The organism is Sulfuriferula plumbiphila (assembly GCF_009938015.1).
Classification (GTDB): Bacteria; Pseudomonadota; Gammaproteobacteria; order Burkholderiales; family Sulfuriferulaceae; genus Sulfuriferula; species Sulfuriferula plumbiphila.
Genome location: NZ_AP021884.1, coordinates 943,970 through 970,471 on the forward strand (window position 1 = coordinate 943,970; position 26,502 = coordinate 970,471).

Annotated in this window: 21 protein-coding genes, 2 tRNA genes and 1 pseudogene; 12 read left to right on the forward strand and 12 right to left on the reverse strand. The window is 57.7% G+C overall.

The window, feature by feature from the left end:
* Positions 1 to 15: 15 nt before the first annotated feature.
* On the reverse strand, positions 16 to 741 hold the full coding sequence (locus GZH91_RS05050; RefSeq protein ID WP_147071607.1) for an RNA methyltransferase: 726 nt from the start codon (positions 739 to 741) through the stop codon (positions 16 to 18).
* A 53-nt stretch (positions 742 to 794) separates the two neighbouring features.
* Here GZH91_RS05050 and GZH91_RS05055 point away from each other — a divergent pair, with 53 nt between their 5' ends.
* From GZH91_RS05055 to GZH91_RS05075, 5 genes are all read left to right on the forward strand, one after another.
* Complete coding sequence (locus GZH91_RS05055; RefSeq protein ID WP_147071609.1) at positions 795 to 1,589, forward strand: inositol monophosphatase family protein; 795 nt, start codon at positions 795 to 797, stop codon at positions 1,587 to 1,589.
* A gap of 71 nt (positions 1,590 to 1,660) precedes the next feature.
* Complete coding sequence (locus GZH91_RS05060) at positions 1,661 to 2,887, forward strand: aspartate kinase (protein ID WP_147071611.1); 1,227 nt, start codon at positions 1,661 to 1,663, stop codon at positions 2,885 to 2,887.
* A gap of 48 nt (positions 2,888 to 2,935) precedes the next feature.
* Positions 2,936 to 3,028 (forward strand) — tRNA-Ser (locus tag GZH91_RS05065).
* A 106-nt stretch (positions 3,029 to 3,134) separates the two neighbouring features.
* The gene (locus GZH91_RS05070) at positions 3,135 to 3,386 is read left to right on the forward strand and encodes a DUF6538 domain-containing protein (RefSeq protein ID WP_147071613.1); all 252 of its coding nucleotides are present in this window, start codon (positions 3,135 to 3,137) and stop codon (positions 3,384 to 3,386) included.
* A 49-nt stretch (positions 3,387 to 3,435) separates the two neighbouring features.
* Complete coding sequence (locus GZH91_RS05075; RefSeq protein ID WP_161984179.1) at positions 3,436 to 3,606, forward strand: hypothetical protein; 171 nt, start codon at positions 3,436 to 3,438, stop codon at positions 3,604 to 3,606.
* A gap of 1 nt (position 3,607) precedes the next feature.
* On the opposite strand, the gene GZH91_RS05080 is transcribed toward GZH91_RS05075, so the two are convergent.
* From GZH91_RS05080 to GZH91_RS05100, 4 genes are all read right to left on the reverse strand, one after another.
* Positions 3,608 to 4,174 (reverse strand): hypothetical protein, encoded by a 567-nt coding sequence (locus tag GZH91_RS05080; RefSeq protein ID WP_198415404.1) that lies wholly within the window; start codon positions 4,172 to 4,174, stop codon positions 3,608 to 3,610.
* Positions 4,175 to 4,482: 308 nt separating this feature from the next.
* Positions 4,483 to 7,581 carry an efflux RND transporter permease subunit gene (locus tag GZH91_RS05090; RefSeq protein ID WP_147071615.1) on the reverse strand — a complete coding sequence of 1,033 codons (3,099 nt, stop codon included), beginning with the start codon at positions 7,579 to 7,581 and terminating at the stop codon, positions 4,483 to 4,485.
* Complete coding sequence (locus GZH91_RS05095) at positions 7,578 to 8,720, reverse strand: efflux RND transporter periplasmic adaptor subunit (protein ID WP_147071617.1); 1,143 nt, start codon at positions 8,718 to 8,720, stop codon at positions 7,578 to 7,580. The genes GZH91_RS05090 and GZH91_RS05095 overlap by 4 nt, the downstream gene beginning before the upstream one ends.
* Before the next feature lie 48 nt (positions 8,721 to 8,768).
* The gene (locus GZH91_RS05100) at positions 8,769 to 10,220 is read right to left on the reverse strand and encodes an efflux transporter outer membrane subunit (protein ID WP_223264508.1); all 1,452 of its coding nucleotides are present in this window, start codon (positions 10,218 to 10,220) and stop codon (positions 8,769 to 8,771) included.
* Between the two features lie 236 nt (positions 10,221 to 10,456).
* Between GZH91_RS05100 and GZH91_RS05105 the strand changes: the two genes are divergently transcribed.
* Positions 10,457 to 10,978 (forward strand): MarR family winged helix-turn-helix transcriptional regulator, encoded by a 522-nt coding sequence (locus GZH91_RS05105; protein ID WP_147071622.1) that lies wholly within the window; start codon positions 10,457 to 10,459, stop codon positions 10,976 to 10,978.
* A gap of 118 nt (positions 10,979 to 11,096) precedes the next feature.
* A pseudogene (locus tag GZH91_RS05110) lies at positions 11,097 to 12,164 on the forward strand (IS3 family transposase).
* Between the two features lie 196 nt (positions 12,165 to 12,360).
* On the opposite strand, the gene GZH91_RS05115 reads toward GZH91_RS05110, so the two are convergent.
* Positions 12,361 to 13,350, reverse strand: a complete 990-nt coding sequence (locus GZH91_RS05115; protein ID WP_147071624.1) for an LLM class flavin-dependent oxidoreductase — start codon at positions 13,348 to 13,350, stop codon at positions 12,361 to 12,363.
* Positions 13,351 to 13,697: 347 nt separating this feature from the next.
* Between GZH91_RS05115 and GZH91_RS05120 the strand changes: the two genes are divergently transcribed.
* The 4 genes from GZH91_RS05120 to GZH91_RS05135 are packed head-to-tail and all read left to right on the forward strand — an operon-like array spanning position 13,698 to position 18,362.
* Positions 13,698 to 14,222, forward strand: coding sequence for a MarR family winged helix-turn-helix transcriptional regulator (locus GZH91_RS05120; protein ID WP_147071626.1), 525 nt, complete (start codon positions 13,698 to 13,700; stop codon positions 14,220 to 14,222).
* 5 nt (positions 14,223 to 14,227) lie between these two features.
* Positions 14,228 to 15,355, forward strand: coding sequence for an HlyD family secretion protein (locus GZH91_RS05125; protein WP_147071628.1), 1,128 nt, complete (start codon positions 14,228 to 14,230; stop codon positions 15,353 to 15,355).
* The gene (locus GZH91_RS05130; protein ID WP_147071630.1) at positions 15,352 to 16,890 is read left to right on the forward strand and encodes a DHA2 family efflux MFS transporter permease subunit; all 1,539 of its coding nucleotides are present in this window, start codon (positions 15,352 to 15,354) and stop codon (positions 16,888 to 16,890) included. The genes GZH91_RS05125 and GZH91_RS05130 overlap by 4 nt, the downstream gene beginning before the upstream one ends.
* On the forward strand, positions 16,887 to 18,362 hold the full coding sequence (locus GZH91_RS05135; protein WP_147071632.1) for an efflux transporter outer membrane subunit: 1,476 nt from the start codon (positions 16,887 to 16,889) through the stop codon (positions 18,360 to 18,362). The genes GZH91_RS05130 and GZH91_RS05135 overlap by 4 nt, the downstream gene beginning before the upstream one ends.
* Positions 18,363 to 18,827: 465 nt before the next feature.
* Here GZH91_RS05135 and GZH91_RS05140 read toward each other — a convergent pair whose 3' ends face one another.
* Positions 18,828 to 19,100 carry a hypothetical protein gene (locus GZH91_RS05140; RefSeq protein WP_147071633.1) on the reverse strand — a complete coding sequence of 91 codons (273 nt, stop codon included), beginning with the start codon at positions 19,098 to 19,100 and terminating at the stop codon, positions 18,828 to 18,830.
* A 340-nt stretch (positions 19,101 to 19,440) separates the two neighbouring features.
* Between GZH91_RS05140 and GZH91_RS05145 the strand changes: the two genes are divergently transcribed.
* Positions 19,441 to 19,517 (forward strand) — tRNA-Arg (locus GZH91_RS05145).
* Between the two features lie 188 nt (positions 19,518 to 19,705).
* On the opposite strand, the gene GZH91_RS05150 is transcribed toward GZH91_RS05145, so the two are convergent.
* From GZH91_RS05150 to GZH91_RS05170, 5 genes are all read right to left on the reverse strand, one after another.
* Complete coding sequence (locus GZH91_RS05150) at positions 19,706 to 19,993, reverse strand: hypothetical protein (protein ID WP_147071636.1); 288 nt, start codon at positions 19,991 to 19,993, stop codon at positions 19,706 to 19,708.
* A gap of 40 nt (positions 19,994 to 20,033) precedes the next feature.
* On the reverse strand, positions 20,034 to 22,532 hold the full coding sequence (locus GZH91_RS05155; protein ID WP_147071638.1) for an EAL domain-containing protein: 2,499 nt from the start codon (positions 22,530 to 22,532) through the stop codon (positions 20,034 to 20,036).
* Position 22,533: 1 nt separating this feature from the next.
* On the reverse strand, positions 22,534 to 22,998 hold the full coding sequence (locus tag GZH91_RS05160; RefSeq protein WP_307723873.1) for a response regulator: 465 nt from the start codon (positions 22,996 to 22,998) through the stop codon (positions 22,534 to 22,536).
* Positions 22,995 to 24,356 carry a sensor histidine kinase gene (locus GZH91_RS05165; RefSeq protein ID WP_161984180.1) on the reverse strand — a complete coding sequence of 454 codons (1,362 nt, stop codon included), beginning with the start codon at positions 24,354 to 24,356 and terminating at the stop codon, positions 22,995 to 22,997. The genes GZH91_RS05160 and GZH91_RS05165 overlap by 4 nt, the downstream gene beginning before the upstream one ends.
* A gap of 331 nt (positions 24,357 to 24,687) precedes the next feature.
* On the reverse strand, positions 24,688 to 26,472 hold the full coding sequence (locus GZH91_RS05170) for an ABC transporter ATP-binding protein (RefSeq protein WP_147071640.1): 1,785 nt from the start codon (positions 26,470 to 26,472) through the stop codon (positions 24,688 to 24,690).
* Between the last annotated feature and the right edge of the window lie 30 nt (positions 26,473 to 26,502).

The window sequence follows — 26,502 nt, forward strand, 5'->3', positions numbered from 1 at the left end:
TTATACCCAAGTAATTCAGTCAACTTTACGCATCGCCTTAAGTATCCCCATCAGAAAGTTGAGCTCTTCTTTTTCCAGCAGGGTACGCGCATACAGTCTGCGCAGCCGTGTCATCAGGCGCCGGGGGGCCGCAGGATTAAGAAAGCCTGTCGAAATCAGGGTGCGTTCAAGTTGGTGGTAAAACAGCTCGACATCTTCATGCTGCGCCAGTTCCGGCGTGTCGGCTGGCGGCAGGGGCAATCCCGGCAACGCACAGCGCAACTCGTACGCCAAAACCTGGACGGCAGACGCCAGGTTTAATGAACTGTAGTCAGGATTAGAGGGAATATGTGCCAGCAGCTGGCAGCGATCCAGCTCCGCATTGGTCAGACCCGACATCTCGGTGCCGAACACCAGGGCGACCGGTTGCCGGGCCGCGTGCTTAAGTAAAACGGGCGCCGCGTCGCGCGCGCTCAGCATCGGGTGAGACAGGTCACGTCGTCGCGCCGTGCATCCGACGGTGAATACGCACCCGCTAAGCGCTTCTTCCAGCGACGCACATACGCGCGCGTTGTCCAGCACATCCAGCGCCCCGGAAGACATGGCGTGCGCGGCCGGGTCAGGAAACCGTTTGGGGTTGACCAGGCGCAAGTCGGCCAGCCCCATGGTTTTCATCGCGCGCGCCGCCGAGCCAATATTACCGGGATGACTGGTATGGCTCAGTACAATACGCACATTATTGAGCAAAAAAGTTTTATTCAACGCGCACTTACCTTTAAAATGGCGGCTGTTTCCACGCTCATTGACAGATCAACATGCATCCCATGCTCACCACCGCGGTGAAAGCCGCCCGCCGCGCCGCCGGCATTATCAACCGCGCGTCTCAGGATATTGACGCGCTCACGGTCAAACACAAAAGTCACAATGATTACGTTTCTGAGGTGGATCGTGCTGCGGAACAGGCCATTATCGATGTACTGCTGACCGCCTACCCCAGCCATGCGATTTTAGCAGAAGAGAGTGGCGCGCAAGGCGATTCCGAATTCCAGTGGGTGATTGACCCGCTGGATGGCACGACCAATTTCCTGCATGGATTTCCGCAATATTCCGTATCCATCGCGCTGCTGCACAAAGGCCAGCTGAATCAGGCCGTGGTATACGATCCCAGCCGTAATGACCTGTTTACCGCCTCGCGTGGCCAGGGGGCGTATCTGAATGATCGTCGCATCCGCGTGTCCAACCGCCTGAAACTTGCGGAATCTCTCATTGGCACCGGTTTTCCGTATCGCGATTTCAGCCACCTCGATGTCTATCTGGCGATGTTCCGTGACATGTTGCAAAAAACCTCCGGGGTGCGGCGGCCCGGCTCGGCGGCGCTGGATCTGGCTTATGTCGCTGCCGGACGGCTGGACGGCTTTTGGGAAATCGGCCTGAACAAATGGGATATCGCCGCCGGCTGCCTGCTCATCCAGGAAGCGGGGGGCCTGGTTGGCGACTTCCACGGCGACGATACCTACATCGAAACCGGCAACGTGGTCGCAGGCAATCCCAAGATTTTTGCCCAGTTGCTGCAAATCCTGGCGCCTCACCTGACGCCGGCATTAAAGTAAGCGCGGGCGGCCTGCCTCGTTATTTTTACGGCGCTGGGATAGAATTTCACTTTTTTGAATTCTGAATATACATGGCACTCATCGTACAAAAATACGGCGGAACCTCGGTCGCCAGCGTCGAACGCATCAAACAGGTAGCCGAACGCGTCGCCAAATTCAAAATGCTCGGACATCAGGTGGTGGTCGTACTATCCGCCATGAGCGGTGAAACCAATCGCCTGATCAAGCTGGCGCACGATGTGCAATCACCGCCCGATACCCGCGAACTGGATGTACTGGTCTCCACCGGCGAGCAAGTCACCATTGCCCTGCTCGCCATGGCGCTCAAGGATCTGGGCCTCAAAGCCAAGAGCTACACTGGTGCGCAGGTGCGCATCCTCACCGACAATGCCCATACCAAAGCGCGCATCCTGAATATTGACGAGCAACACCTTCGGTCTGACCTGCAAGCCGGCAATGTCATTGTGGTGGCGGGTTTCCAGGGGGTCGATGAACATGGCAACATCACCACGCTGGGCCGCGGTGGTTCTGACACCACCGGCGTGGCGCTGGCCGCCGCATTGAAAGCCGACGAGTGCCAGATCTATACCGATGTGGATGGCGTATACACGACGGATCCGCGCATCGTGCCAGAAGCTCGGCGTCTCAAGACGGTCACTTTCGAAGAAATGCTGGAAATGGCCAGCCTGGGGTCGAAGGTACTGCAAATTCGTTCAGTCGAGTTCGCCGGCAAGTACAAAGTCAAACTGCGCGTGCTGTCCAGCTTTCAGGAAGAAGGCGAAGGCACGCTCATCACATTCGAGGAAGACGACAACATGGAACAAGCCATCATCTCCGGCATCGCCTTCAACCGCGACGAAGCCAAAATCACCGTTCTTGGGGTGCCGGACACACCTGGCATCGCGTATCAAATCCTGGGGCCTGTCGCTGACGCAAACATCGATGTCGACATGATCATCCAGAACGTCGGCGCCAACAACAACACCGATTTCACTTTTACCGTACACCGCAACGAATACACCCGCACTCTGCAGCTACTTCGCGGCATGCAGGCCAAAATCGGCGCGCGTGAAGTGATCGGTGACGACAAAATTGCCAAGGTCTCCATCGTCGGCGTCGGCATGCGCTCTCACGTGGGCATCGCCAGCAACATGTTCAAAACCCTCGCCGCAGAAAGCATCAACATCCAGATGATCTCCACTTCCGAGATCAAGATTTCCGTCGTCATTGACGAAAAATATCTGGAACTTGCCGTGCGCGTTCTGCATAAGGCTTTTGGGTTGGAAAAAGCCGCATAAATTTGACCGGTACCGCGCAAAAAGCTATTATTGCGCGCTGTCTCAAACGGAGAGATGGCCGAGTGGTCGAAGGTACTCCCCTGCTAAGGGAGCGTAGGGTTTATAGCCTTACCGAGGGTTCGAATCCCTCTCTCTCCGCCAAAATGTTAGTTAAGCGCTTGAATTTCCTGATAAACAGATAATCAGGCGTTTATCCAGCAACCGATAGCTACACTCAGATGTTACCCACAACCTGAGTGGAGCTTATATGCCGAAACAAACCTATCTGCACAAACGCGCGAAGTCTGCTGTCTACTATTTCCATTATTTCCGCTGCCGCATCCCCAACGACCTGTTGTCCTGCTACGAGGACAAGCGCGACATCATCTTCAGCCTCAAGACACGCGACCACCACGAAGCGATGCGTCGTGTGCCTATCGAAGCGGGCAAACTGCAAACCGAATTCGAAGCGCTACGCCGTTCGCTCGTAAACGCTCAAAACCCACCCAGGCGATTTTGATTACACCGACGCTGAAATCGAACGCCTGAGCTTGCTGTGGACGCGCTGCGTGCTGGAAACCGACGACAAACAACGTCTGGAGGGCTATTCGGACGAAAGCTTCGATGAACAAGCTGAACGCCTCGCGGATACTGAACAAAACCTGAAAAAAATCTGCGCGCGCGGCGAACTCGAAAAGATCTACCGCATACAGCTTACGACTGCGCTAAAGAAAAATTGATCTATTCCACCTCAAGTACCTTGGAATAGAAGCTGGTCTGGAATTTTGCAAATAATTCACCTGGCACAGTCGGAATAACGGTGACGCTGGACATCCGCAGCTTCCTATGTTGAATTTCAAAACCGATTAACCCACGTTTAGTAATATTGCCGGATATGGCTGTAGGCTTTCTCGAACAGTTCCTCGTCGCATGCAGCTTATATTTGAACAGCGATTTGCGCAGCGCCTTCTTGATCTCGCGCTCACCGGCCAGGGTGTCCTGCCAGCCAGGAAAGCGCCCGAGGCGAACGATTTCGTCGATGTTGGCGACTACGCGCTCGACCATGATCGGCGTCTCGGCGGTTTTCACTTCATTGAAGAGTTCGGTCAGTGCCGCTTTGCCGCGATCCTCGTCCTCCTCGGGTGGGATTTCCTTCTCGGCCTGCAACACTTCCTTGGCGATCTGGAGGAGTTGCTTGAGGAACTCGACGCTGTTGAGCCCCCGGACTCGAAGCGATCCCGCAGTGCATCCCACTGCTCCGATAGCGCCTTGAATTTCGGGTTGCCGAGATGCTTGCGCAACCGCCAAGCCACCTTGTTGATCTCAATTGCCTTTCCATTCTTAGGATCGAGGTTGGCGAGCAGCGCTTCCTGCAGGTCAGCATCCCGTATCGAGATCATCGCGCACGGTGTCAACATGCACATTCTGTGGTGGATCAGTTCGATGGTTTTCGCGCCGAGTGCGTACCAGATCAGCTTGCCGTGGCCGCTGGGCGCAGTGCATCTTCGCTGATGAGTTTGTTCATCCCCAATATCTGCGGGCTGACTGCATCGTCGCGCAGGGCGGTAGTGTGGGCGTAGCGTTTGTGTCCTGCCAGAATGGAGAAGCCTGATGCGCTATGCCGTTTCGGTCACCAGCCGGGCGCGCGCCTCATGGCTATGATCCGCGGCCAGCAGCATGTACATGCCCGGCACCACAAACAGGGTGAACAGCGTGCCGATCGACAATCCGCTGGCAATCACCAGCCCCATGTTGAAGCGGCTCACCGCGCCGGCGCCGCTAGCAGTGATGAGTGGTATGACGCCCAATACCATCGCGGCCGTGGTCATCAGGATGGGACGCAGGCGCAGCCCGGCTGCCTTCTCAATCGCCTCGCGCTTACTCGCACCGCGACGTTGCAGGTTGTTGGCGAATTCCACGATCAGGATGCCATGCTTGGACACCAACCCGATCAGCGTCACCAGCCCCACCTCGGTATAGATGTTGAGCGTGGCGTGACCGATGCCGAGGTTGATGAAGATCAGCGCCCCGGCAATCGACATCGGCACCGATACCAGAATAATGACCGGGTCGCGGAAGCTCTCGAACTGCGCCGCCAATGCCAGAAAAATAATCACGATGGCGAAGAAGAAGGTCAGCACTAAGCCGCCTGATTCCTGGATGTATTGTCGCGACGGGCCAGAGTAATCAAAACTGTAGCCCTGTGGCAGGGTATCCTGCGCCAGCACCTTCAGACGTTCCAGCGCCTGCCCCTGAGAAATGCCGGGGAACGCCACACCCTGAATGGTTGCCATGTTCTGCTGCTGGAAGTGGTTGATGGTCTCCGGCTGGGTTTTGGTTTCCAGATGCGCCACTGTGGATAGCGGCACCATCTGCCCGCTCGCTGTCTTCAGGTAATATTGCTTGAGTTGGTCGGCGTTGAGGCGGAATTTTTGCTCGACCTGCGGGATCACCTTATACGAGCGCCCGCTGAACTCGAAGTAGTTGACATAGCCGCCGCCCAGCATGGCCGACAGCGCCGAGCCGATTTCCTGCATGTTCAGCCCGACCTGTGCGGCGAGATTGCGGTCGATCACCACTGTGGTTTGCGGCAGGTCGATGCGCAGATCGGATTGCATGAATATGAAATCGCCGGTTTTCTGTGCGTCCTGGAGGAATTTTTGCGATACATCGAAGAGCTGGTCAAACGGTTCGGTGGTGGTAATCACAAATTGTATCGGCAGGCCACGCGCACCCGGCAAGGGTGGCGGCTGGAAGATGGCGTTCTGCGTCCCGGCGATTTTCCCCAAATCTTTCTGCACCAGCGGTTGCAATTGATTGGAGGTTCTCACCCGCTCATCCCAAGGCTTGAGCACCATACCGCTGATGACCTGAGTCGGCGTATTCAGCTGAAATACATGACCATTTTCCGGGAACGAGGTAAACACGCCGTTAACCTGCTTGCCATATGCCTCACGCTGCTGCAGCGTCGCCGTTGGCGCATTGAACGAGGCCGCGATCAGCACGCCCTGATCCTCCTGGGGTGCCAGTTCAGACATCGACGTACTGTACAGAAAATAGATGCCGCCCAGCACCACCACGGCGAACACCGCCACCACTGACTGGTAATTGAGCACACCGTGCAGGCTGCGTTCATAACGCGTGTGCAGGTGCTCGAATTGTTTGTCGAGCCAGATCACCAGATGGTCCTGCCAGTTGCCACCCTCGCGCTTGGGCGCGCGCAGCAGGCGTGCTGACATCATTGGCGACAGCGTCAGCGCGATCACCGCCGACATGGTCACGGCGCCGACCAAGGTAAACGCAAACTCAGTAAACAGCGCGCCGGTGAGCCCACTCATAAAACCAATCGGTACGTACACCGCAATCAGCACGACCGTCATGGCGATAATCGGATTGGACAGCTCGCGCGCCGCTTGTATTGCTGCGGCTGTCGGCGTCAGCCCTTCTTCGAGATGACGGCTGACGTTTTCCACCACGATAATTGCATCGTCCACTACCAGACCGATAGCCAGTACCAGCGCCAGAAGGGTAAGCAGGTTGATCGAATAACCGAGCGCCAGCATCACGGTAAAGCTACCGATCAGCGATAGCGGTATGGCGATAATCGGGATCAGCACGGAGCGCAGTGAACCGAGAAATACGAACACCACAATAGTGACGATGAGGATCGCTTCGAGCAGGGTTTTTACCACCTCCTTGATCGAAGAATTAACAAATTTGGTCGAGTCGTACACGATATTGGCGTTTATACCCTGCGGCAATTGCGCCTCAATACCTGGCATGGCTTTGCGCACGCGCGCCACCACGTCTAGCAGATTCGCACCGGGTGCGACTTGTATCCCCACGTACACCGCTTTTTTTCCGTCGAATGACACACTTGAATCGTAATCGTCCGCGCCCAGCGTCACGTTCGCCACATCCGACAGGCGCACCACTGCACTGTCCTGCTGCTTGATGACCATCTGCTTGAAGGACTCGACCGAATTCAGCGCAGTCGAGGCATTCAGGTTGATCTGCACCATCTGGCCCTTGGACTGACCGCTCGATGAGAGAAAATTATTGGCCGACAACGCGGTATACACATCGGCTGCCGTGAGACCAACCGCCGCCAATTTCTGCGGGTCGAGCCAGGCACGCAGGGCGAAGTTTTTAGCCCCCAGTAGTTCGGCAGTCTGTACCCCGTCTATCGCCTGCAACTTGGGCTGCACAGCACGCACCAGATAATCGGTCACCTGATTGGGCTTGAGCACGTCGCTGTAAAAACCGATGTACATGGCGTCGATGGTCTGGCCGATGCTTACCGACAGGGTGGGTTTCTGCGCCTGCGGCGGCAACTGGTTGAGCACCGCGTTGACCTTGGTGTTGATCTCGGTGAGCGCTTTGTCAGGCTCGTAATTCAGTCGCAGATTGGCGGTAATCGTACTCACGCCCTGCACGCTGCTGGAGGTCATGTAGTCGATACCATTGGCCTGAGCCACGGCGTTTTCCAGCGGCGTGGTAATGAAACTGGCGACCAGATTGGCGTCTGCGCCCGGATAAGCGGTACTCACCGTCACCACTGCATTTTGTGTATAGGGAAATTGCAGCACCGGCAGCAGGCCGAGCGAACGCAGCCCCAGCACCAGGATGACCAGGCTGATCACCGACGCCAGTACCGGACGCTCGACAAAAATATCGGTGAATTTGCGCAGTGTCGCGTTAACAGCGGTACTCATTCGTCTTTCACCTCAGGATTGGGGTTATTCGAGGGTGGTACGCTATTGTTGACGATCACCGGTGCGCCGTTATGCAGTTTGAGTTGCCCGGCAGTAACTACGGTTTCGCCCGCCTGCAAGCCAGTGAGCACCGCTACCTGATCGCCGCGCGTCAGCCCGGTGCTGATAAAACGCTGTTGTACCGTCAGTTGCGCCTTGCCATCCTTGCTCTTGCCCGCGTCCTTGACGATGAACACCGTGCTGCCGTAGGGGTTGTACGCCACGGCGGTATTGGGCAGCGTGATGTATTGCTGTGTGGCGCCATTGCCCACCCGCGCCGTGGCGAACAGGCCCGGCAGCAAGGCGCCGTCCGGGTTGGCAAAACGCGCGCGCACCTTGATGTTGCGCGTCGCGGTATCGACCTGCGGTTCGATCGCCGCAATGTGGCCGGTGAAGATTTTACCCGGCAGCGCATTGGTGTATGCGGTGATTTTTTCGCCGACCTTAATCATATCTATCTGCGCCTGGGGTACGGTGAAATCGAGATACATCGGGTCGAGTTTCTGCAGATTGACCAAGGCGGTACCTGGGCCGACATATTGCCCCATATCTACCTGACGGATACCCAGGCGCCCGGAAAACGGCGCGCGTATGGTTTTTTGCGCGATCACCGCCTGCTGTGCGGCCACCTGCGCCTGCGCGCTTTTCAGGTTGGACGCATCTGCGTCGACCGCAGCCTGGCTGATTGCCTGCACATTGAGCTGCGCCAGATCGCGCTGGTAATTCTGCTGCGCCAATGCAGCGGCAGCTTTGAGCTGTTCGAGCTGGGCTTTTTGCGGCGCGGCGTTGAGCTCAACCAGCACCTGCCCGGCTTTCACCCTTGCGCCGGATTTAAAGTGGATGGCCGACACTAGACCACTCACTTCGGCGGCCAGATTGGCGCCGCTGGAAGCCCGCAAATTGCCCACCACCTCGACGCTGGGCTGCCAGGTTTGCATCTGCGCCACAATGGTGGATACCGCCTGCGGCGGCATACCCTGGCCTTTGATAGCCTTCTGTATCATCGAATTACGGAATAGCTGAAAACCATAAATCCCGCCGAACACCAGCGCGGCTATCAGCAGCATGATGATCATGCGCTTGGTTGTGCCCTTGGTCATGAAAATACTCCGTATTCAGTTGATATTCAAAAGTGCGTGCAGTGCGGGCTAGTTCGCGGTGGTAGTCCAGCCGCCACCCATAGCCTGATATAACGCGGCGGTATCGGTCAGGCGTTGCGACTGTGCTGAGATCAAGCTGATGCGGGTTTGTTGCGCCTGTTGCTGGGCAGACAGCAGTTGCAGATAACTTACGCCACCTAGCTTATATTGCTGCTGCATCAGGTTCAGCGACGCTTGCGCTGCGGCATTGGCGGCAGCCTGCGCCTGCAAAGTCTGTGCGCCGTTAGCGAGCGCACGCAATACATCGGCCACGTTGCGCAAGCCTTGCAATACGCTCTGGCGGTAATTGGCGGCGGCGGCGTCAAAACTCGCCTGCGCCGAATTGACCCCGGATTTGAGTCCGCCGTTGAACAAGGGCTGTGCCAATTGTCCCGCCAGACTCCAGATCATCGAACCGGGTCCAAACAGGCTGGAAGCCGCCAGCGCCTGCGTGCCCATCGTGGCGGACAGATTGATTTGCGGATAGCTTTTTGAAATGGCCACGCCATATTCCGCGTTGGCCGCACGCAGCAGCGCTTCCGAAGCCCGAATATCCGGTCGCTGACGCACCAGCTCGGACGGCACCAGCAGCGGAATATCGGCCGGCAGAGTGAAATCGCTCAAGCTGAATTGCGGGATGTGTGCTGCACCCGGTGCCTCGCCCACCAGCAGCGCGAGCAGGTGGTTGGTCCGTTGCAGTTGATTGCGTAGGGGCGGCAGGCTGGCACGCGTCTGCTCCAGTTGAGTTTGCAGAGATAGCTCGTCACCGCGCGCAATCGCACCTAGCTTGAAACGCAGCTGTGCGATGTCCACCTGCGACTGCTGCGCTGCCAATATGGCTTCGGTGGCGCTGATTTGCGCGGCATATTGCGCCTGCGACATGGCAGTGGTCGCAATGTTGGCAGCCAGCGTCAGACGCGCGCCTTCGAGCTGATAACGCTGATAATCGGCCTGCGCAGCCAATGCCTCCAGCGCGCGCCGGTTGCCACCAAACACATCCAGGTTATAGCGCACCGCGACGCCTGCATGGTACAGCTCGAATATGCGCTCGCCCCCCGGCTGACCAAAGCTCGCATTGTTGGAACGCTGGCGCTGTGCGCCGGGATTGGCGTCGACCTGCGGATACAGGCTGGAACCGGCCTGCGCGGCATACGATTGCTGCGCCTGACGTAAGGTTGCCTGCGCCGCAGCCAGGCTGGGGCTGGCCTGCAACGCCTGGTCGATCAGACCGTTCAATTTGGCCGAACCGAAATTTTGCCACCAGCGCACAGGCACGCTTTGCCCAGACACGAAACGCTGGCTGCCACCCAGCAAAGCTGTCGGCGTCGCCGCCGTTTGTAGCGACAAACCCTGCGCCGTGTAGCCCGCCATGGCCGGTGGAGCGGGCTGTTTGTAGTCGGGCCCGACCGTGGTGCAGCCCACTAGCGACAGCGCCGCTGTCACCCACCACCAGGGACGCACAGCAGGAACATGATTTACAGCGGGTGACCGATACGACATATGCGGACTTTCAGGCCTGATTGAATGAATCGGCACCGCCATCTTGATGACATGGCCGTAGCCCCAATATAGTTAGAGCAATGCAGGTGAATAATTATTATCTATCAAGAAAGATATATAATATTGCATAATTATCTTTCCTGCAAGATGATATTCTCACCTTTATATTTCATTTAGCATTTAGCAGAAATCACTTCATGCCTGATGACCCTACCGATCCGATAGCGATGCATTGCAAGTACTGGTCAGCCACCTTTGATGGCGCGCTGATGCCGCTGATGATTGCTCTGCATCGCGTGTATGCTGCCAAAACCGCACGCTCCAACGCCATATTCAGCCGTCATGGTCTGTGTCCGGCTGAATTCGACGTGCTGGCCAGCTTGCGCCGCACCGCACCGCCACACGAGCTGACGCCATCAGACGTGCAGCGTTCGGTCATCATCACCTCGGGCGGACTGACCAAAATTTTACGCCAGCTGGAAGCGCGTGGGCTGGTGACACGTTCGACCGATGCATCGGATCGCCGTATCAAACCCATCCGCCTCAGCCCGTCCGCCTTACCGATAATAGAACAGACCATGCAGGAACTGATTGCCGACTCAAGTACTTGGATCAAAACCACGCTGTCCGAAACCGAGATCACGCAAGTCACCGCTTTACTAAGCAAGCTGTTGAGTCCACCTGCACTGCGTTCCGGAGAAGTGGCCCCGGAAATCTGAACAAGCCGATAAGTGGAGGATATGCTCCCTTTTGATGGCCCCTGCGGGGCTTTGATATGGAGCAGAAGATGGCACAAAAAAAGCGAGGCGGGCACACTCAGCGGTATGCAAAGCCAAAGTGGCGCTGGCAGCGTGGCGGGAGACCATACGCTGGCCGAGCTGGCGCAGCGGTTTGAAGTTCACCCTAACCAGATTGCGGAGTGGAAACGGCAGCTGAGCGAACGGGCTGCCGACTTGTTTGGCGGAGGTGGCGCGGTGGCAGAGCCGCCCGTTGATCTGAAGGTGTTGCATGCCAAGATTGGGCAACTGACGCTGGAAAATGATTTTTTAGAAAGTGCGGGAACCAGGGTGGGGTTGCTGAGCGCAACGCAATGATAGACGGCCGCCACGCACTTTCGATCAGCCGTCAGGCCCAGTTGGCCGGCATCAGTCGGGGCAGCGTGTATTACCTGCCCAAACCGGACAGTGTCGCCGATCTGGCGCTGATGCGCCGCATTGACGCATTGCATCTGGAGCACCCATTCATGGGCGCACGCATGCTGCGCGACCAGCTTAATCGGGAGGGTTTCAATGTCGGGCGCAAGCACGTTGGCACGCTAATGGAGCGCATGGGCATAGGCGCTCTACAGGAAGCCGGGTACCAGCAAGAAGCACCCCGGGCATGAAATTATCCTTACCTGCTGCGCGGCCTCGCCATCAACCGGGCCAACCAGGTTTGGGCGCTGGACACGACCTACATCCCGATGGCCAAAGGGTTCGTCTACCTCACCGCCGTCGTAGATTGGACCAGCCACGGTATTAGCAGCAAAAGTGGCGATCACGCTGGAGGCGTGCCATGCGGTCGATGTGCTGCAACAGGCGTTCCATCGCCATGGCAGGCCGCAGAGTGTGAACACCGACCAAGGCAGCCAGTTCACCGCGCATGAGTTCGTGCAGGCGGTCAAGGAACAGGGTTGCAAGTTCAGCTTGGGCGGGCGCGGCGCCTGGCAGGATAATGGGTTGGTCGAGCGCCTGTGGAAATCGGTGAAGGACGAGCGGGTGTTATGACTCGGTAACCGAAGCCAGAACCTCTATCATGCAATACATGGACTGATACAACCGATCCAGACCGCATTCGAGCCTGGGCAAGAAAACACCGGATGAGGCTTATGCCGTGATGCTGCCGACGGTCAAACTGGCAGCGTGACAATCAGCGGAGAATCCACTTAAAAAAACATAGGGCTTATAGCTATAGTTCCCAATAAAAACATGAAAAGCATTTGAGGGTGTTTCTAATCGATCACTGACTATGCGACCGGCCGCTCCTGACATTTGAGCGCTCGTTCACAAATATTCTCCAAAGCTGACATTCGGAATGGGGGTGCTTTGGACGAGAGCGGCTGTCACCCCAATGCTTCGCGCAGGTCTGCAGTGATCTCATACGATCTGAGACGAGCAGAATGATCGAAGATCTGCGACGTGATCATCAATTCATCTGCCCCTGTTTGTTCGATGAATTCTTCCAATTTGCGCTTTACTGTGTCGCCCGAGCCGATCGCGGCGCATGACAGGACCTGATCCAGCAGGGTCCGCTCCTGGGGACCGATGCGATTCATATAACCGTCCACAGGTAGCGGCAGACGATCGGGGTGGCCGTTGCGCAGGCTGACAAATGCTTGCTGCATTGAAGTCGCGAGAAATTGCGCCTCCTCTTCCGTATCTGCCGCAAAGACGTTGAAGCCGAGCATCACGTATGGCTTCTCCAGTTGAGCAGAGGGCCTGAAGGTGGAGCGATACACAGCAATCGCCTCCATCATTTGCGCCGGCGCAAAGTGCGACGCGAACGCGTATGGCAGGCCCAGCGCAGCTGCCAGTTGCGCACCAAAAAGACTTGAGCCAAGAATCCATAGCGGTACATTCAGGCCAGCACCCGGAACGGCTTGAACCGCTTGCCGGTGCGTCGCCGCGAAGTAATCCATCAGTTCGACGACGTCCTGGGGAAACTGATCGGCATCGGAGCCGAGATTTCGACGCAAGGCACGCGCGGTGAGTTGATCTGAGCCTGGCGCGCGCCCGAGACCCAAGTCAATGCGCCCGGGAAAGAGCGATTCCAGGGTTCCAAACTGTTCGGCAATCACCAGAGGCGAATGGTTGGGCAACATTATCCCGCCGGCACCGACGCGGATGGTCGACGTGCCGCCGGCTACATGCCCGATCAGGACAGCGGTCGCGGCGCTGGCAATGCCCGGCATGCCATGATGCTCGGCCAGCCAGAAGCGTTGATAGCCCCAGCGCTCTCCGTGCCTGGCAAGATCAAGCGTGTTGCGAAACGACTTGGCAGCGTCGCCGCCTTCGATGATTGAGGATAGGTCAAGGATGGAAAAGGGGATCATGCATTTCACATTAGGGTGGCAATTTAGGGTGGCAATTGCAAAGACAAGATTAAACCAAAATTATTTTCGTAGCGCTGAACGTTTTTAATGCTCAAATTTTATTTAAATAAGCACCGTGAACAAATTGCAAAATGCGCACCTATCCGAACTTGTCCTTAGCCCGGGTGGTATAAGAGCCCAGGCACTCTCCTATCAAAATAGCGGGCTATTGGCGTGATTTTCCTGTTACGGGTGCCGCGCTGAAGTTAAATCTGATGACGGCAAATAATGTAGTGAAATTCCATATTGACGAAATCAAATAACAATTGATATTATATCCACAGTTATCTTATTGATTGGCACACTACATGGATCGCTTACGTCGTTTCGGCTTTCTACTCGCCGAGGTCAGTCGTCGGTATGTACGGCGCTTCGAGCAACGGGCGCAAGAGATGTCGTTGACGCTCCCGACTTGCAAAGTTCTGGCTTCTCTCGAACGCCACGAAGGTATCAGCCAGTCCAAGCTTGCCGAACTCACCAGTATTGAACCGATGGCGATGGTGCGCATCCTCGATCGCATGGAAGCCGACGGCTCTGTTGAGCGGAGGCCCGACCCCGTTGATCGTCGGGCGCGCAGCCTCTATCTCACCCCAAAGTCAAAACCGACGCTGGATGAAATCTGGCGCCTTGCCGCCCTGACTCGCGCGGAGGCATTTGCCGGCATCAGCCAGTCGGAGCGTAATGTTTTTCTCGGCGTCCTTGAGCGCCTGGAGAAAAACCTCCGCCAGCTCGAAGATTTGCCGGTCGAAGCTGCACTAGCCGTTGCAGCCAGCGTGTCCGCACCGAACCTTGTGAGCGGCAAGCGCCGTTCACGCAGACTCACAACAGAATGACAACCATGGACGAAACCACACAAGACAAGCAAGAACCCAGCACGCCGCAAGCTTTGCCGAGGAAAGACTTGCGCGCTCGCCTGCGCCGGCCTTTGATGCTCCTGGGGCTGGTCGTGGTACTTGCCGTCGCCGCTTATTATTATCTCAGCGGGGGGCGCTTCGAAGAGACCGACGATGCCTATGTGCAGGCTGCTCAAGTGGCAATCAGCGCCGACGTCGCCGGACGGGTGAAGGAAATTGCCGTGCGCGACAACCAACTGGTGCACAAGGGGGACGTGCTATTCCGCCTTGACGATGCGCCGTTTCGCATCGCAGTCGACGCTGCAAGCGCGCAGCTCGCCGCCGCAAGGTTGAAGGTCGAAATGCTGAAGGCGAACTATCGGCAACGCCAGGCAGATCTGGTATCAGCTCAGGATACGCTGAAGTTCGCGCAGACTGAGTATGAGCGCGAACGGCGTTTGTCCGCATCGGGTATCGCATCGCAGTCGCAGGTGGATCAGGCCTTGCATGCGTTCGATGAAGCGCGTACACAGCTGGGTGGGATCAAACAGCAGATCAGCGCCGTGGTTGCGAACCTGGCGGGCAATCCTGACATCTCACTGAAGCGCCACCCCGAGGTTCAGCAGGCCCAAGCCCTGCTCGACCGGGCCAAGCTCAATCTGTCTTATACCGTGGTCAAGGCGCCGACCGAGGGCGTGGTCGCGCGCGTCGAAGAATTGCAGGTAGGCAATTACATCAATGCTGCAGCGCCGGTATTCGCGCTGGTGTCCACGCGCGATGTCTGGATCGAAGCGAATTTCAAGGAAGACCAGCTCGCACACATGCTCCCCGGCCAGACGGCCACGGTCAAGATCGACAGCTATCCCGGCAAGACCTTTGAAGGCCGGGTAGCGAGCATCAGCCCGGGAACCGGCTCGCAGTTCTCGGTATTGCCGGCTGAGAACGCGACGGGGAACTGGGTCAAGGTCGTGCAGCGCTTGCCAGTGCGCATCGAGCTTGACCGTCTCGATCCGGCCACATTCCCGCTGCAAGGTGGATTGAGCGCCGACGTCAGTGTCGACACGCGCCACCGACGCCATCTGTTCGGGGCTGTCGAGGCGAGCTCGGCCAACACATCCGGTGGCAGCACTTGAACAAAGCCGCGATTGTCGCCGAGGAGCCTGCGCGCACACAACACCGCGTCTTAATCACCGTGTCGGTGATGCTGGCGTCCATCATGCAAGCGCTCGACAACACGATTGCCAATGTGGCACTGCCGCGCATCCAGGGCTCGCTGTCGACCACCCAGGACCAGATGACCTGGGTGCTCACCTCCTACATCATCGCCGCCGCGATCATGACGCCTTTGAGCGGATGGTTGGCCGGGCAGATCGGCCGGCGGCGGGTATTTCTGTATTCCATCGTCGGCTTCACCGTTGCATCGGCCTTGTGCGGATTGGCCCAGTCTCTGCCTGAGATCGTCCTTGCCCGCCTGTTTCAGGGTTTATGCGGTGCAGCCCTGATCCCGATGTCGCAAGCCGTGCTGCTCGACATTAACCCGCCCGAAAAACATGCTCGTGCGATGTCACTGTGGGTAATGGCTGTCATCATCGGTCCCATCCTGGGCCCGGTACTCGGCGGTTGGCTCACCGAGAACTACAATTGGCGCTGGGTGTTTTACATCAACGTGCCGTTCGGAGTGCTCTCCTTTCTCGGTGTCCTCTCGTTCATGCCGGAGACGCAAATCCGCAAGTCGGCGTTTGATTTCTTTGGTTTCACCACACTCAGTTTCGCCATCGGCGCCTTCCAGTTGATGCTGGACCGCGGCCAGCTCAAGGATTGGTTCCACTCAACGGAAATCTGCATCGAGGCCGCCGTAGCGGGTCTTGCGCTATACCTCTTCATCGTGCATATGCTGACGACAGCGAAGAAGCCGTTTGTTAGTCCAGCCCTGTTCAAGGACCGCAACTTCCTCACCGGCAACGTGTTCATCTTCATCGTCGGCGTTGTCCTGTTCGCAACGCTCGCCTTGCTGCCGCCCTTGCTGCAGGATCTGTTGCACTTTCCGGTCGTCCTGACCGGTCTGCTCACCGCGCCACGTGGCGTGGGAACGCTGACGGCCGTGTTCATCGTCGGTTGGATCATGGGAAAGATCGACACCCGCCTGATCATCGCCACCGGCTTTGTTCTCACCGCCTATTCGCTGTGGCAGATGACTGGGTTCTACCTGCAGATGGACAGTTCACTCGTCATGTGGTCAGGGTTCATTCAAGGTCTCGGAACCGGCTTCGTCTACGTGCCGCTCGCGGCAATCACCTTCGCGACACTGTCGCCGCAATATCGCAACGAAGGAACAGCCATGTTCAGTCTCATCCGTAACGTCGGCAGCAGTGTCGGCATTTCGGTGGTGGAAACCATGCTGACACGGGGCACGCAGATTATGCATTCTCGCCTTGCCGAACAGGTCACTCCGTATGGGGCAGGGCTGCATGCGCTTCCGCACGCAGCGCTCTCGACCACGAACGGCCTGGCCCGACTCAACCAACTGGTCAGCACTCAGGCGGCGATGATCGCCTACAACAACGATTTCAAATTGATGATGGTCCTCACGATTTGTGCCATCCCGCTGATCATGCTGTTGAAGACCGCTCAGGCAACAAAGGGGGCAGAGCCCGTGGTGATCGAATGAACCGAACGACATTGACAACCCTGCTGGCGGTGACGATTCTTGCTGGGTGCGCGGCAGGCCCCGATTTCAAGCGCCCCGATGCGCCGCATGCAGACCGTTACACAGCACAGCCATTGAATTTGGAACGCAAGAATCCGCGCACCGCATCGGCGCAGCAAGCCATCCTGGGCGAACAGCTTGACCAGGCGTGGTGGCAGTTGTTTCAGTCCGATGCGCTCAATGGCGTGGTCAAACGTGCCTTGGCCCAGAACCGTTCCATCGTCGCGGCGGGCTACACGCTCGCTCAGGCGCAGGAGCTCGCCGCTGCCCAGGCCGGGACGCTCTACCCCCGGGTTGGCATGACAGCCGGGGTGGGCCGGGAAAAATACGGCGCCGAGTTTCTTGGCACTTCGCCCAAACCGCCACCCTTCACCTATTTCGCCGTCGGACCGACGATCAGCTACTCCCTCGACTACACCGGTGGGGGCGCCCGCTCGGTCGAGCAGCAGAACGCATTGGCGAGTTACCAGCGGCAGCAGCTTAAGGCCGCTTACCTTACCGTCACCGGCAATGCGGTTTTGGAGTCGCTCAAAATCGCCTCGCTGCGCGCGCAGATCGCGACCGTCCAGACTTTGCTAGACGAGGACAGAGAAAACCTGAAACTGGTGCATGAGGCTTTCGATGCGGGTTCCGTATCGCGCCTCGACATTGTGAGCGCGGATAGTCAGCTCGCCACTGACACTGCGCTAGTGCCGCCGCTGCGCCAGGAGTTGAGTCTCGCGCAGCACGCGCTGGCTATCGTCCTCGGGCAGGCGCCCGCAGAAGGGACGCTGCCTGAATTCGATCTGGCACAGCTGACCTTGCCACGGCGCCTGCCTGTGAGCCTGCCGTCCGAGCTCGCGCATCGACGTCCCGACATCCTGGCGGCCGAGGCGGAACTGCACGCCGCGACGGCTGCCGTGGGGGTCGCCACATCCAATCTCTATCCACATTTAGATCTCAGCGCCTCCTTCAGTCAGCAGTCCACCGTGATCGGCCAGTTGTTTGCTTCGGGCAGCAGTGCCTGGAGTCTCGCCGGCGGGTTCGTCGCGCCGGTATTCGACGGCGGTACGCTGCGCGCGAAGCGAAGGGCCGCAGTGGATGCCATGCAGGCGAGCGCTGCGAAGTACCAGCAGACCGTGCTGACCGCTTTCGGTCAGGTCGCCGATTCCCTGCAAGCGCTGGACCACGACACTGAGGGGCTGGACGCACAGACCAGGGCCCAACAGGCTGCCTGCGACAACCTGGACCTGACGCGCAAAAGCTACCGCGAAGGCAATATCGGCGTGCTGCAGGTGCTCGACGCCGAACGGCGCTATCAGCAGGCGAGCCTAGCCTATGTGCGGATACGCGCCCAGCGCTATATGGACACGGCGCAGCTCTTCCTGGCGTTGGGAGGCTCGGGGCCGGAGGTCGATGCGCACCCCGGTCAAGGATCAAGGCGCAGCGATTAAAGGGAACATGTACCGGAAAATACTGCTGGCCTACGACTGTTCTACCTTCAGCGCCACTGCCTTTTTGCAGCGCTGAATCGATTGAGTTCTGCTACTGCTTTGGGTCGAAAGCGCCAATTCGGAAAATTCGAAAGCTGACATTTTTAAAAAACTGGTTGCAGGAAATCACGCAGGGCCGCAAAGGCCGATTATGCAAAGCTTTACATAAGGTCGAAAAGCGGTCATTCCACCTCATTCCTCGACCGTCTTATCCTGGCACTGAGGCATACAGTCCCTGGTGGAGTGGTATTGGGGCTTATCGGAGTTGCGGGGCGACGCGAAACATGGTGCCCGGTGACATTTTGAAGGCAATAAAAACCCTCCGTAACTCTTTGAAACTACGGGGTAGGGTATAAATAAAAACATTTCTTTCAATAGGTTAAGCATCCATATTATATTGGCTTTGCCTGGGGTGCTTGACTTGTTTCAGCGACCGCCTATCCATTGTTGCCCACGGTGATAAACATGCTTGAACGATCCTTCGCTTATTGATTGAATTTTATCTAGCTTAGCTTGAGCGGCATCACGATCGCTCATGAGTTGACATGCTTTAGCGTCCAGGTCGAAGTGCCCCCTAGAATCAGCGATTGTAGTGACGTATGCAAGCAGATTATTGTTCGCTGCGTTAAGTTCAGCAACAACGCTTTCTATTGCATGAATTTTTTTTGATGATGTCCGCCCCAATGCTGCGATTTTCAATCCAGAATTTTGAGGACAGAAAACGTTTTTTCGATAACACAGGCATAAGCTCTGCAAGAGCCTATGCAGTCAACACAAATGCGGGGCAATTCTTAGCGCAATTCAATACTGCTGCTCATGAACATTTTTAACCTTCCAGGAAGCAATTAAGTTTGTGCTTGGCACCCATTATGCTACACTGCGCTTCGCACAAATTTGTGGCCAGAATTGTAGCTAATTGCTGTAGCTGGCGACTAATGCGATTTCGTTTCAACTCATTGTTTCTGTTGAGATTATAGTTGGGTTTTATCGGATCACTACTCTCTCCGCCAGAACTTATGTTACAATTTCATGCGTTAATGCGCCCGTAGCTCAGCTGGATAGAGTACTTGGCTACGAACCAAGGGGTCGGGGGTTCGAATCTCTCCGGGCGCACCATAAAATCAGGGGCTTGCAGAAATGCAGGCCCTTTTTATTCGTATCTGGCTAGCACCGGGCTAGCAACAGCCCAATCGTGAACTTAAAATAAAGCAGTCGGTTATCGGTCGGTTCCAGACCAAAAACTGATAGTCCGCCCCATTGTCAGAGGCAAGCCTTTGACGGCAAAGGCTGCTGATTTCTTTGTATCAGCTGTCAAACCAACAGTGAACGAATTTCTTGCCACCGCTTGGGATGTTCGTCGCGGGCGGCTGGCCGCGCTGGCTGTCAGGCTGTTTGACCAGTTGCAAGCGGATGCGACGAAGCAGGCACAGCTCGCTCTCTGTTCCGAATAACAAGAAAACGCCGCGACAGTTATTCTCGTCGAAACAGATCAGCCAACTACGGCCAATGGATGGTTCGCGGTGGCGCTGGATTGTGTGGCGCAGGTGACTGATCCGGGCAAGTGCTGCCGGACTGACTTTTTTCCAGGACAAATACCCTCTGCAACGGCGCTGCCCTGATACATATCCAGGCTCAGGGATTTACCACAAAACTTAAATTCCAGCTCTCGCCCAGCATTTGGGTGATCACCCCAGCGGTGACCGGTCTGCTGAAATAATAGCCCTGCATCAGATCGCACTGGCGCGAGCGCAGAAACGTCAGCTGTTCGTTGGTTTCCACTCCCTCGGCGATGGTTTTCATGCCGAGGCTGCGCGCCATGGCGATGATGGCGCTTACAATCGCCGCGTCGTTCGGGTCGGTGTAGATGTCGCGCACAAACGACTGGTCGATCTTGATGGCGTTAATCGGAAAGCGCTTCAGATAGCTTAATGAGGAATAGCCGGTGCCGAAGTCGTCGATGGAAATGGCGATGCCCAGGGCGTTTAATTCATGGAGCATGGGGATGGACGCCTGGGTGTCCTGGATCAGCGTGCTTTCGGTGATTTCCAGTTCCAGCAGGTCAGGAGCCAGGCCGGTTTGCGCCAGTACCTGGGTGACGGTTTGCACCAGATTCTTCTGCGCGAACTGGCGTCCTGACAGGTTGACTGCGATGGGCAGGGCAGGCAGTCCTGCCGTCTGCCATGCCTTGCTCTGGGCGCAGGCGGTGCGCAACACCCACTCGCCGATGGGAACGATCAAGCCGGTTTTCTCGGCCAGGGGAATGAATTCGGCGGGAGAAATCATCCCCAGTTCCGGGTGCTGCCAGCGCAGCAACGCTTCCATCCCGCATACCTGGCCGGTGACGAGGTTCACCTGCGGCTGATAATGCAGCTGCAATTCCCCGCGCTCCAGCGCGTGGTGGAGCGCGTTATCCAGAATCAGGTGCTGCAGGGCCTTGGCGTTCATCTCGGCAGTGTAAAACCGGTAGGCGTCACCACCCATGTCCTTACTGCGGTTCAATGCGATGGCGGCATTTTTCAGCAGGCCATCCGAGGTGGGGTCATCAAACGGGTAGACTGCAATGCCGATACTGGCGGTAAGGAATAATTCATGTCCATCGATACGGAATGGCGCCTTGAAACTGTGCAGAATTTTTTGGGTGCAATCGTTCACGTCGTCGAGCTGCGCGAGGTCGGTGAAGATCAGCGCGAATTCGTCGCCACCCGGGCGAGCGATGGTGTCATCGGCGCGTACATTTTCCTGGAGACGTTCGGCGACCGCCTGCAGCAGCGTATTACCCACCTCGTGGCCGAGGGTGTCGTTGATGGTTTTGAAACGGTCGAGGTTGAGATACATCGCAGCCACCAGCCGCTCATGGCGCTGGGCTTCGAGGATCGCCACTTCCAGGCGGTCGGTGTAGAGCGCGCGATTGGGCAGCCCGGTCAGGCTATCGTGAGTGGCGAGGTGCAGCAGCTGCGCCTCGTGGTGCTTGCGTTCCGAAACGTCGCGCATGATGGTGGAGAAAAAATCAAGGCTTCCATCCGGGTGCCTGTGTGCAACGATGACCGCTGAAACCGGGATTTCTTCCCCGTTGCGGTTGAGCAATGCACACTCCCCGCTCCATACGCCGTCACGCAAGGCTGTCGGGATGCCCTTGCCGGTCACCATATCCGCCGCCCAGGGAGGAAGATAATCCCGGATGCGCGTGGCGGAGATGTCCTCGATCAGGGCGATGCCCAGCATGTTGCGCCCGGCCCGGTTCACAAACGAGACCTTGCCATCCTTGCCGAATATGCCAATAAAATCGATGGCGGAATCAATGATGGCGGTGAGTTGCACTCGTGTATTTTCGGCCAGTTTGCGTTCGCTGATGTCGCGTGTGATGGAAAGCAATGAAGTAGTGCCGTCCATTTGATTGACCAGGGGAGCAGCGTGCGTTTCCAGCCAGCGGCGGCGACCTTTGAAACCAATGATTTCGAATTCGAGGATGCCTTTGTTGCCGGCCAGCACGCTGCGGGCTAAATCCTGGAAAGACCGCCGATACTCGGGCACGAGCATATCGATCAGTTTTTTCCCCAGGACTTGCTCGGTCGAGTCGGCTTCGAGCATCATCAGCCCGGAACTATTCATGAACTGCAGGCGGCCATCTGCGTCGATGATTTTGACGCACTCGGGTTCGGTGTCGATGATGGCGCGCAGCCGGGATTCGCTCTCGCGCAGGGCATTCTCCGCTACTTGCAGAAGCTGTCGCTGCTCGGCCCGCGCCAAAATCGAACGCACCCGAGTGGGAAGCAGGGCATAGTGCCGGGGGGTTTTGAGCACATAGTCATCCAGTCCTGCCTGCATCGCCTCCACAGCGATTTCTTCGCTGCCGGTGCCGGTGAACATGATCACCGGGCATTCCGGCAGTGCCGCCTTGACCCTGCGCAGAACGGCTAATCCGTCGCTCCAGCGCAATTGATAGTCGGTAATCACGAGGTCGAGATCGCCCACCTCAATGCGCCGCATGAATTCATCCATGTCGGTGACAAACTCGGTCTGCAGCTCGGGAAATTCAAGCTGCAGCGCGCGTGTGGCCAGCACGCGATCGTCCGGGTTGTCATCGACCAGCAGGCATTTCAGGGTGGCCTGTTTCGCTCCTTTCATTCCCATATCACTCACCCCTGGACAGGTGAATATCCGGCTTTTCGTTGAGAATCAGCCAATACAGCCCCAGGACCTTGACCATTTCCAGCAGCTTGTCGAACGCCACTGGCTTGATCAGGTAGGAGTTCGCCCCCAAATCATAGGCACGCCCGACGTCCAGGCTTTCCTTGGAAGAGGTCAAGACCACCACCGGCAGGCGCTGGAGACCGGGTTGCCGGCGCAGCCACTCCAGCACTTCAAGGCCGGATTTGCGCGGCAGCTTCAGATCCAGCAGCACGAGCGCGGGTAACGGGTAGCGATTGCGGTCGGCGTATTGGCCCTGGCCGGAAAGGTAGGCGACCGCCGCTTCGCCGTCTTGCATCACCTGCAGCGGATTGGCCAGATTCGACTTGTCCTTGGCGCGACGGAATAGCATCACGTCGTTGGGGTCGTCTTCCACCAGCAATAGCGTTGACAGCGTTACATTCATCATCCCCCCCCTTTTTCCGGCAGATCTATCCAGAATCGGCTGCCTTTACCCTCTTGCGATACCACACCCGCGCTGCCGCCCATACGCTCCATTCCCTTCCTCACGATGGCGAGTCCGATGCCAGTGCCGGGGTAAGTTTCTATACCGTGCAAACGCTCGAAGACGCGGAAGATGCGCTCTTCATGTTCGGCGGGGATGCCGATACCATTGTCTTCCACCCACAAGCGCACCCCGTTCCCATACGATTCAACCCATACCCGCACTTGTGGCGCCACACCGGGTGCGACGAATTTGATGGCGTTGGATAACAGGTTGGTGATCACTTGTACCAGGGTCGGGCGATGCCCGAGTACCTCAGGCAGTGGTTCAATGACCGAAATCGCGGCTTGGTGCGCGGCGATCTGTACCTCAAGCTGGGATGTGGCCTCGGCCACAATTTTGGACAAACTGACCGGCTTCGGACTGAGTTCGCTGCGGCTCAGCTGGCTGTAGGCCAGCAAATCCTGGATCAGGATGTCCATGCGGCTGGCTGCGGCGACAATGCGCTGCGCAAAATCCTGGCCTGCCGGGTCGAGCTGTGCTGCATAGTCTTCCTGCAGCGCCTGAGTGAAACCCTGGATGGCGCGCAATGGAGCGCGCAGGTCATGGGAAACCGAGTAGCTGAAGGCTTCCATCTCATGCACCGACGCTTGCAGTTCTTCCGCCCGTTGCTGCAGTGCCACATTCAATTCGCGGATGCTTTCTTGCGAAAATCGCAATTGGGCATTGGCCGCCTCCAGTTCTGCGGTTCGTTCGATGACGCGGCGCTCCAGATCGCTGTTGAGGGTGTGGATCTGGTGCTCCGCACGCTTGCGCTCGGTGATGTCGTAAGCGGTAGCGAGACCGACCGGCGCACCTTCGAATTCAATGGAATCGGCAGTGACCTCCAGCCAGCGTTCTTCCCCCTGTTTGGTGATGATGTTGAGTTCGTAGCAGACGGGACCGCCAGCGCCTATCAGGCGCGACACAGAACGCTGTTTGACCATCTCCTGATACTCGGGAGACACCAGTTGCCACAAATCCATGGTCAGCAATTCCTCGCGCGTATAACCGCTGTAGGCAATCGCCTTGGGGTTGACGAAACACAGGCGTCCGCCACGATGAAGGAAGATGGCGGTAGCGATGGTCTCGGTGAGCATGCGGAAATTTCTTTCGCGCTCGCGCAGGGTGTTGGTAGCGCGCCGGGTAGCAGTAAGCCCGCGGCGCAGCAGCAAGAAAAGCACCACGGTGCTGGCCAGCACGAAGGTCCATTCCCTCAGGGTTGCCAGCCGCTCGGCGAGGTAGGGGTCGGCAACCAGTTGGTGCAGGAGGCGATCAGACAAAACTATCCATAAGGCGGAGAGCAGCAAGTAAAGCAGCGCGATGCGGAGAGGCGGGGATATCATCGCGTCATGCTCCGTCGAAGTGTCATCCATTCAGAAGGCAACGCGGGGATAGAGGATGGTGGTGCGGCTTTGCTCTCATGTTTTTCCCCCGACAACAAATACGGATAATAAAACACACCACCACTGAGTATTTCCAAGACTTTGAATTTAAATATACTTCATTCCGGCTGCCGGCGATAGCGTGGACGTCAATGACAAGCACCGGCAACAGCAGCCGGTTGGCCAGTCGCCGCCCGTTGTCCCTGGATGACGCCGCGCCCGGTGTTCGTCAGTGTTGCAGCGTGCCGTAGAGTTTGGCGTAGAGCCCAGCGCCGCGTAGCAGCTCGGTGTGCGCACCTTCCTCGATGATCTGGCCGCCGTCGAACACGTAAACGCGGTCGGCCTGCTTCACCGCAGACAGGCGGTGGGCAATGATGAGGGTGGTGCGGTGTTTCAGGAAATCATGCAGCGCCGCGTGCAGCCGGGCTTCGGTAGCGGCGTCCAGCGCGGAGGTGGCCTCGTCGAGGATCGCCACCTTGGGATCGGCGAGGATCATGCGCGCGATGGCCAGGCGCTGGCGCTGTCCGCCCGACAGGCGCACGCCCTGGCGGCCGACGATGGTATCCAGTCCGCCGGGCATGGCCTGCACGGTGTCGGCCAGTTGCGCTACTGCCAGCGCCCGCCACAGCGCCGCTTCATCCATGTCGCGGCCCAGGGTCAGGTTCATGCGCACGCTGCCGTTGAACAGCGCCGGGTGTTGCAGCACGGTGGCGACGTTCTCGCGCACCACGTCGAGGCCGATTTCGGTGATGGGCACGCCATCGAACAACACACTGCCGGTTTGCGTCTGATACAGCCCCAGGATGACCTGCACCAGAGTGGATTTGCCGCCGCCGGAAGCGCCTACCAGCGCGACTTTTTCGCCCGCTTGTATGTTCAGGCTGACGCCGTTCAATACCTCGTTTTCGCCATAGCGGAAGTGCACGTCATGCACGGCCAGGCCCACGGTGTGTTTGTCAGCAAAAGGGTTGTGCAGGTGCGGATACTGCGGTTCATCCTTGAGGGCGAGCAGGTGGTTGATGCGTGCCAGTGCGGCCCTGGCGCCGAACCACGCGTACTGGATGCCAAGGATGTCCTGCACCGGCCCCATCATGAACCACAGGTAGCCGAACACTGCCATCATCTCGCCGATGCTCAAGTTGGAGTACACCACCAACAGCATGCTCACGCCGCGAAAAATATCGAAGCCGAACAGGAACACCAGAAACGACGCCCGGTTTGCCGCGTCGCTTTGCCACGAAAACGCAGCGGCGCGGGTACGGATGTCCTGCGCCCGCTCCATTACCCTTGCCAGGTAGTAGCGTTCGCGGTTGACGGCGCGGATCTGCTGGATCGCGTCCAGGGTTTCGGTGAGCGCTTGCTGGAACAGTTCGAACGCACTGTTCTCGAAGCGTTTGAGGTCTTTCACCTTCTTGCCCAGCACCATGGTGAAGTAAATCACCAGCGGATTGAGCAGCAGGATGAACAGCGCCAGCTGCCAATGCATCCACAACAGCACTACGGTCACGCCGATGAGCGAGAGCACTGCCACCACGAACTTGGCCACAGTCGCGCCGATGAAATCGTCCACCGCGTTCAGATCCACTACAAAATGCGAGGCCACCGTGCCGCTGCCCAGGGTTTCGTATTCGGACAGGGCGATGCGTGACAGCCGCGTCAGCATCTGGCGGCGCAGGCGGTAGGTCACGTCCTTGGCGATCAGAGTGAACTCGCGGCTCTGCCATACGCCTGCCAGCATGGCGCTCAGCCGCAACACCAGCGTGGCGATGAGCACCGCGCCGATATACAGCAGCGGCCCGTGCCAGGCGACGGGAAAGTGCTGGTCGATAAAGTGGGTCAGTGCGCCCGGTTTGTGCAGCAATACCTGATCCACCAACAGCGGCAGCAACAGCGGAATCGGCACGCTGGCGGCAGCTGCAAACAACGCGACCAGATTGGCAACCAGCAGCGCGCGTTTGTGCTCGCGGGCGATGCCGAGCACGTAAGACCAGGTGTAGGTTGGCGGAGGAGGCATGTCGTTAGCTTTTACGGAGCAAGTGCATTA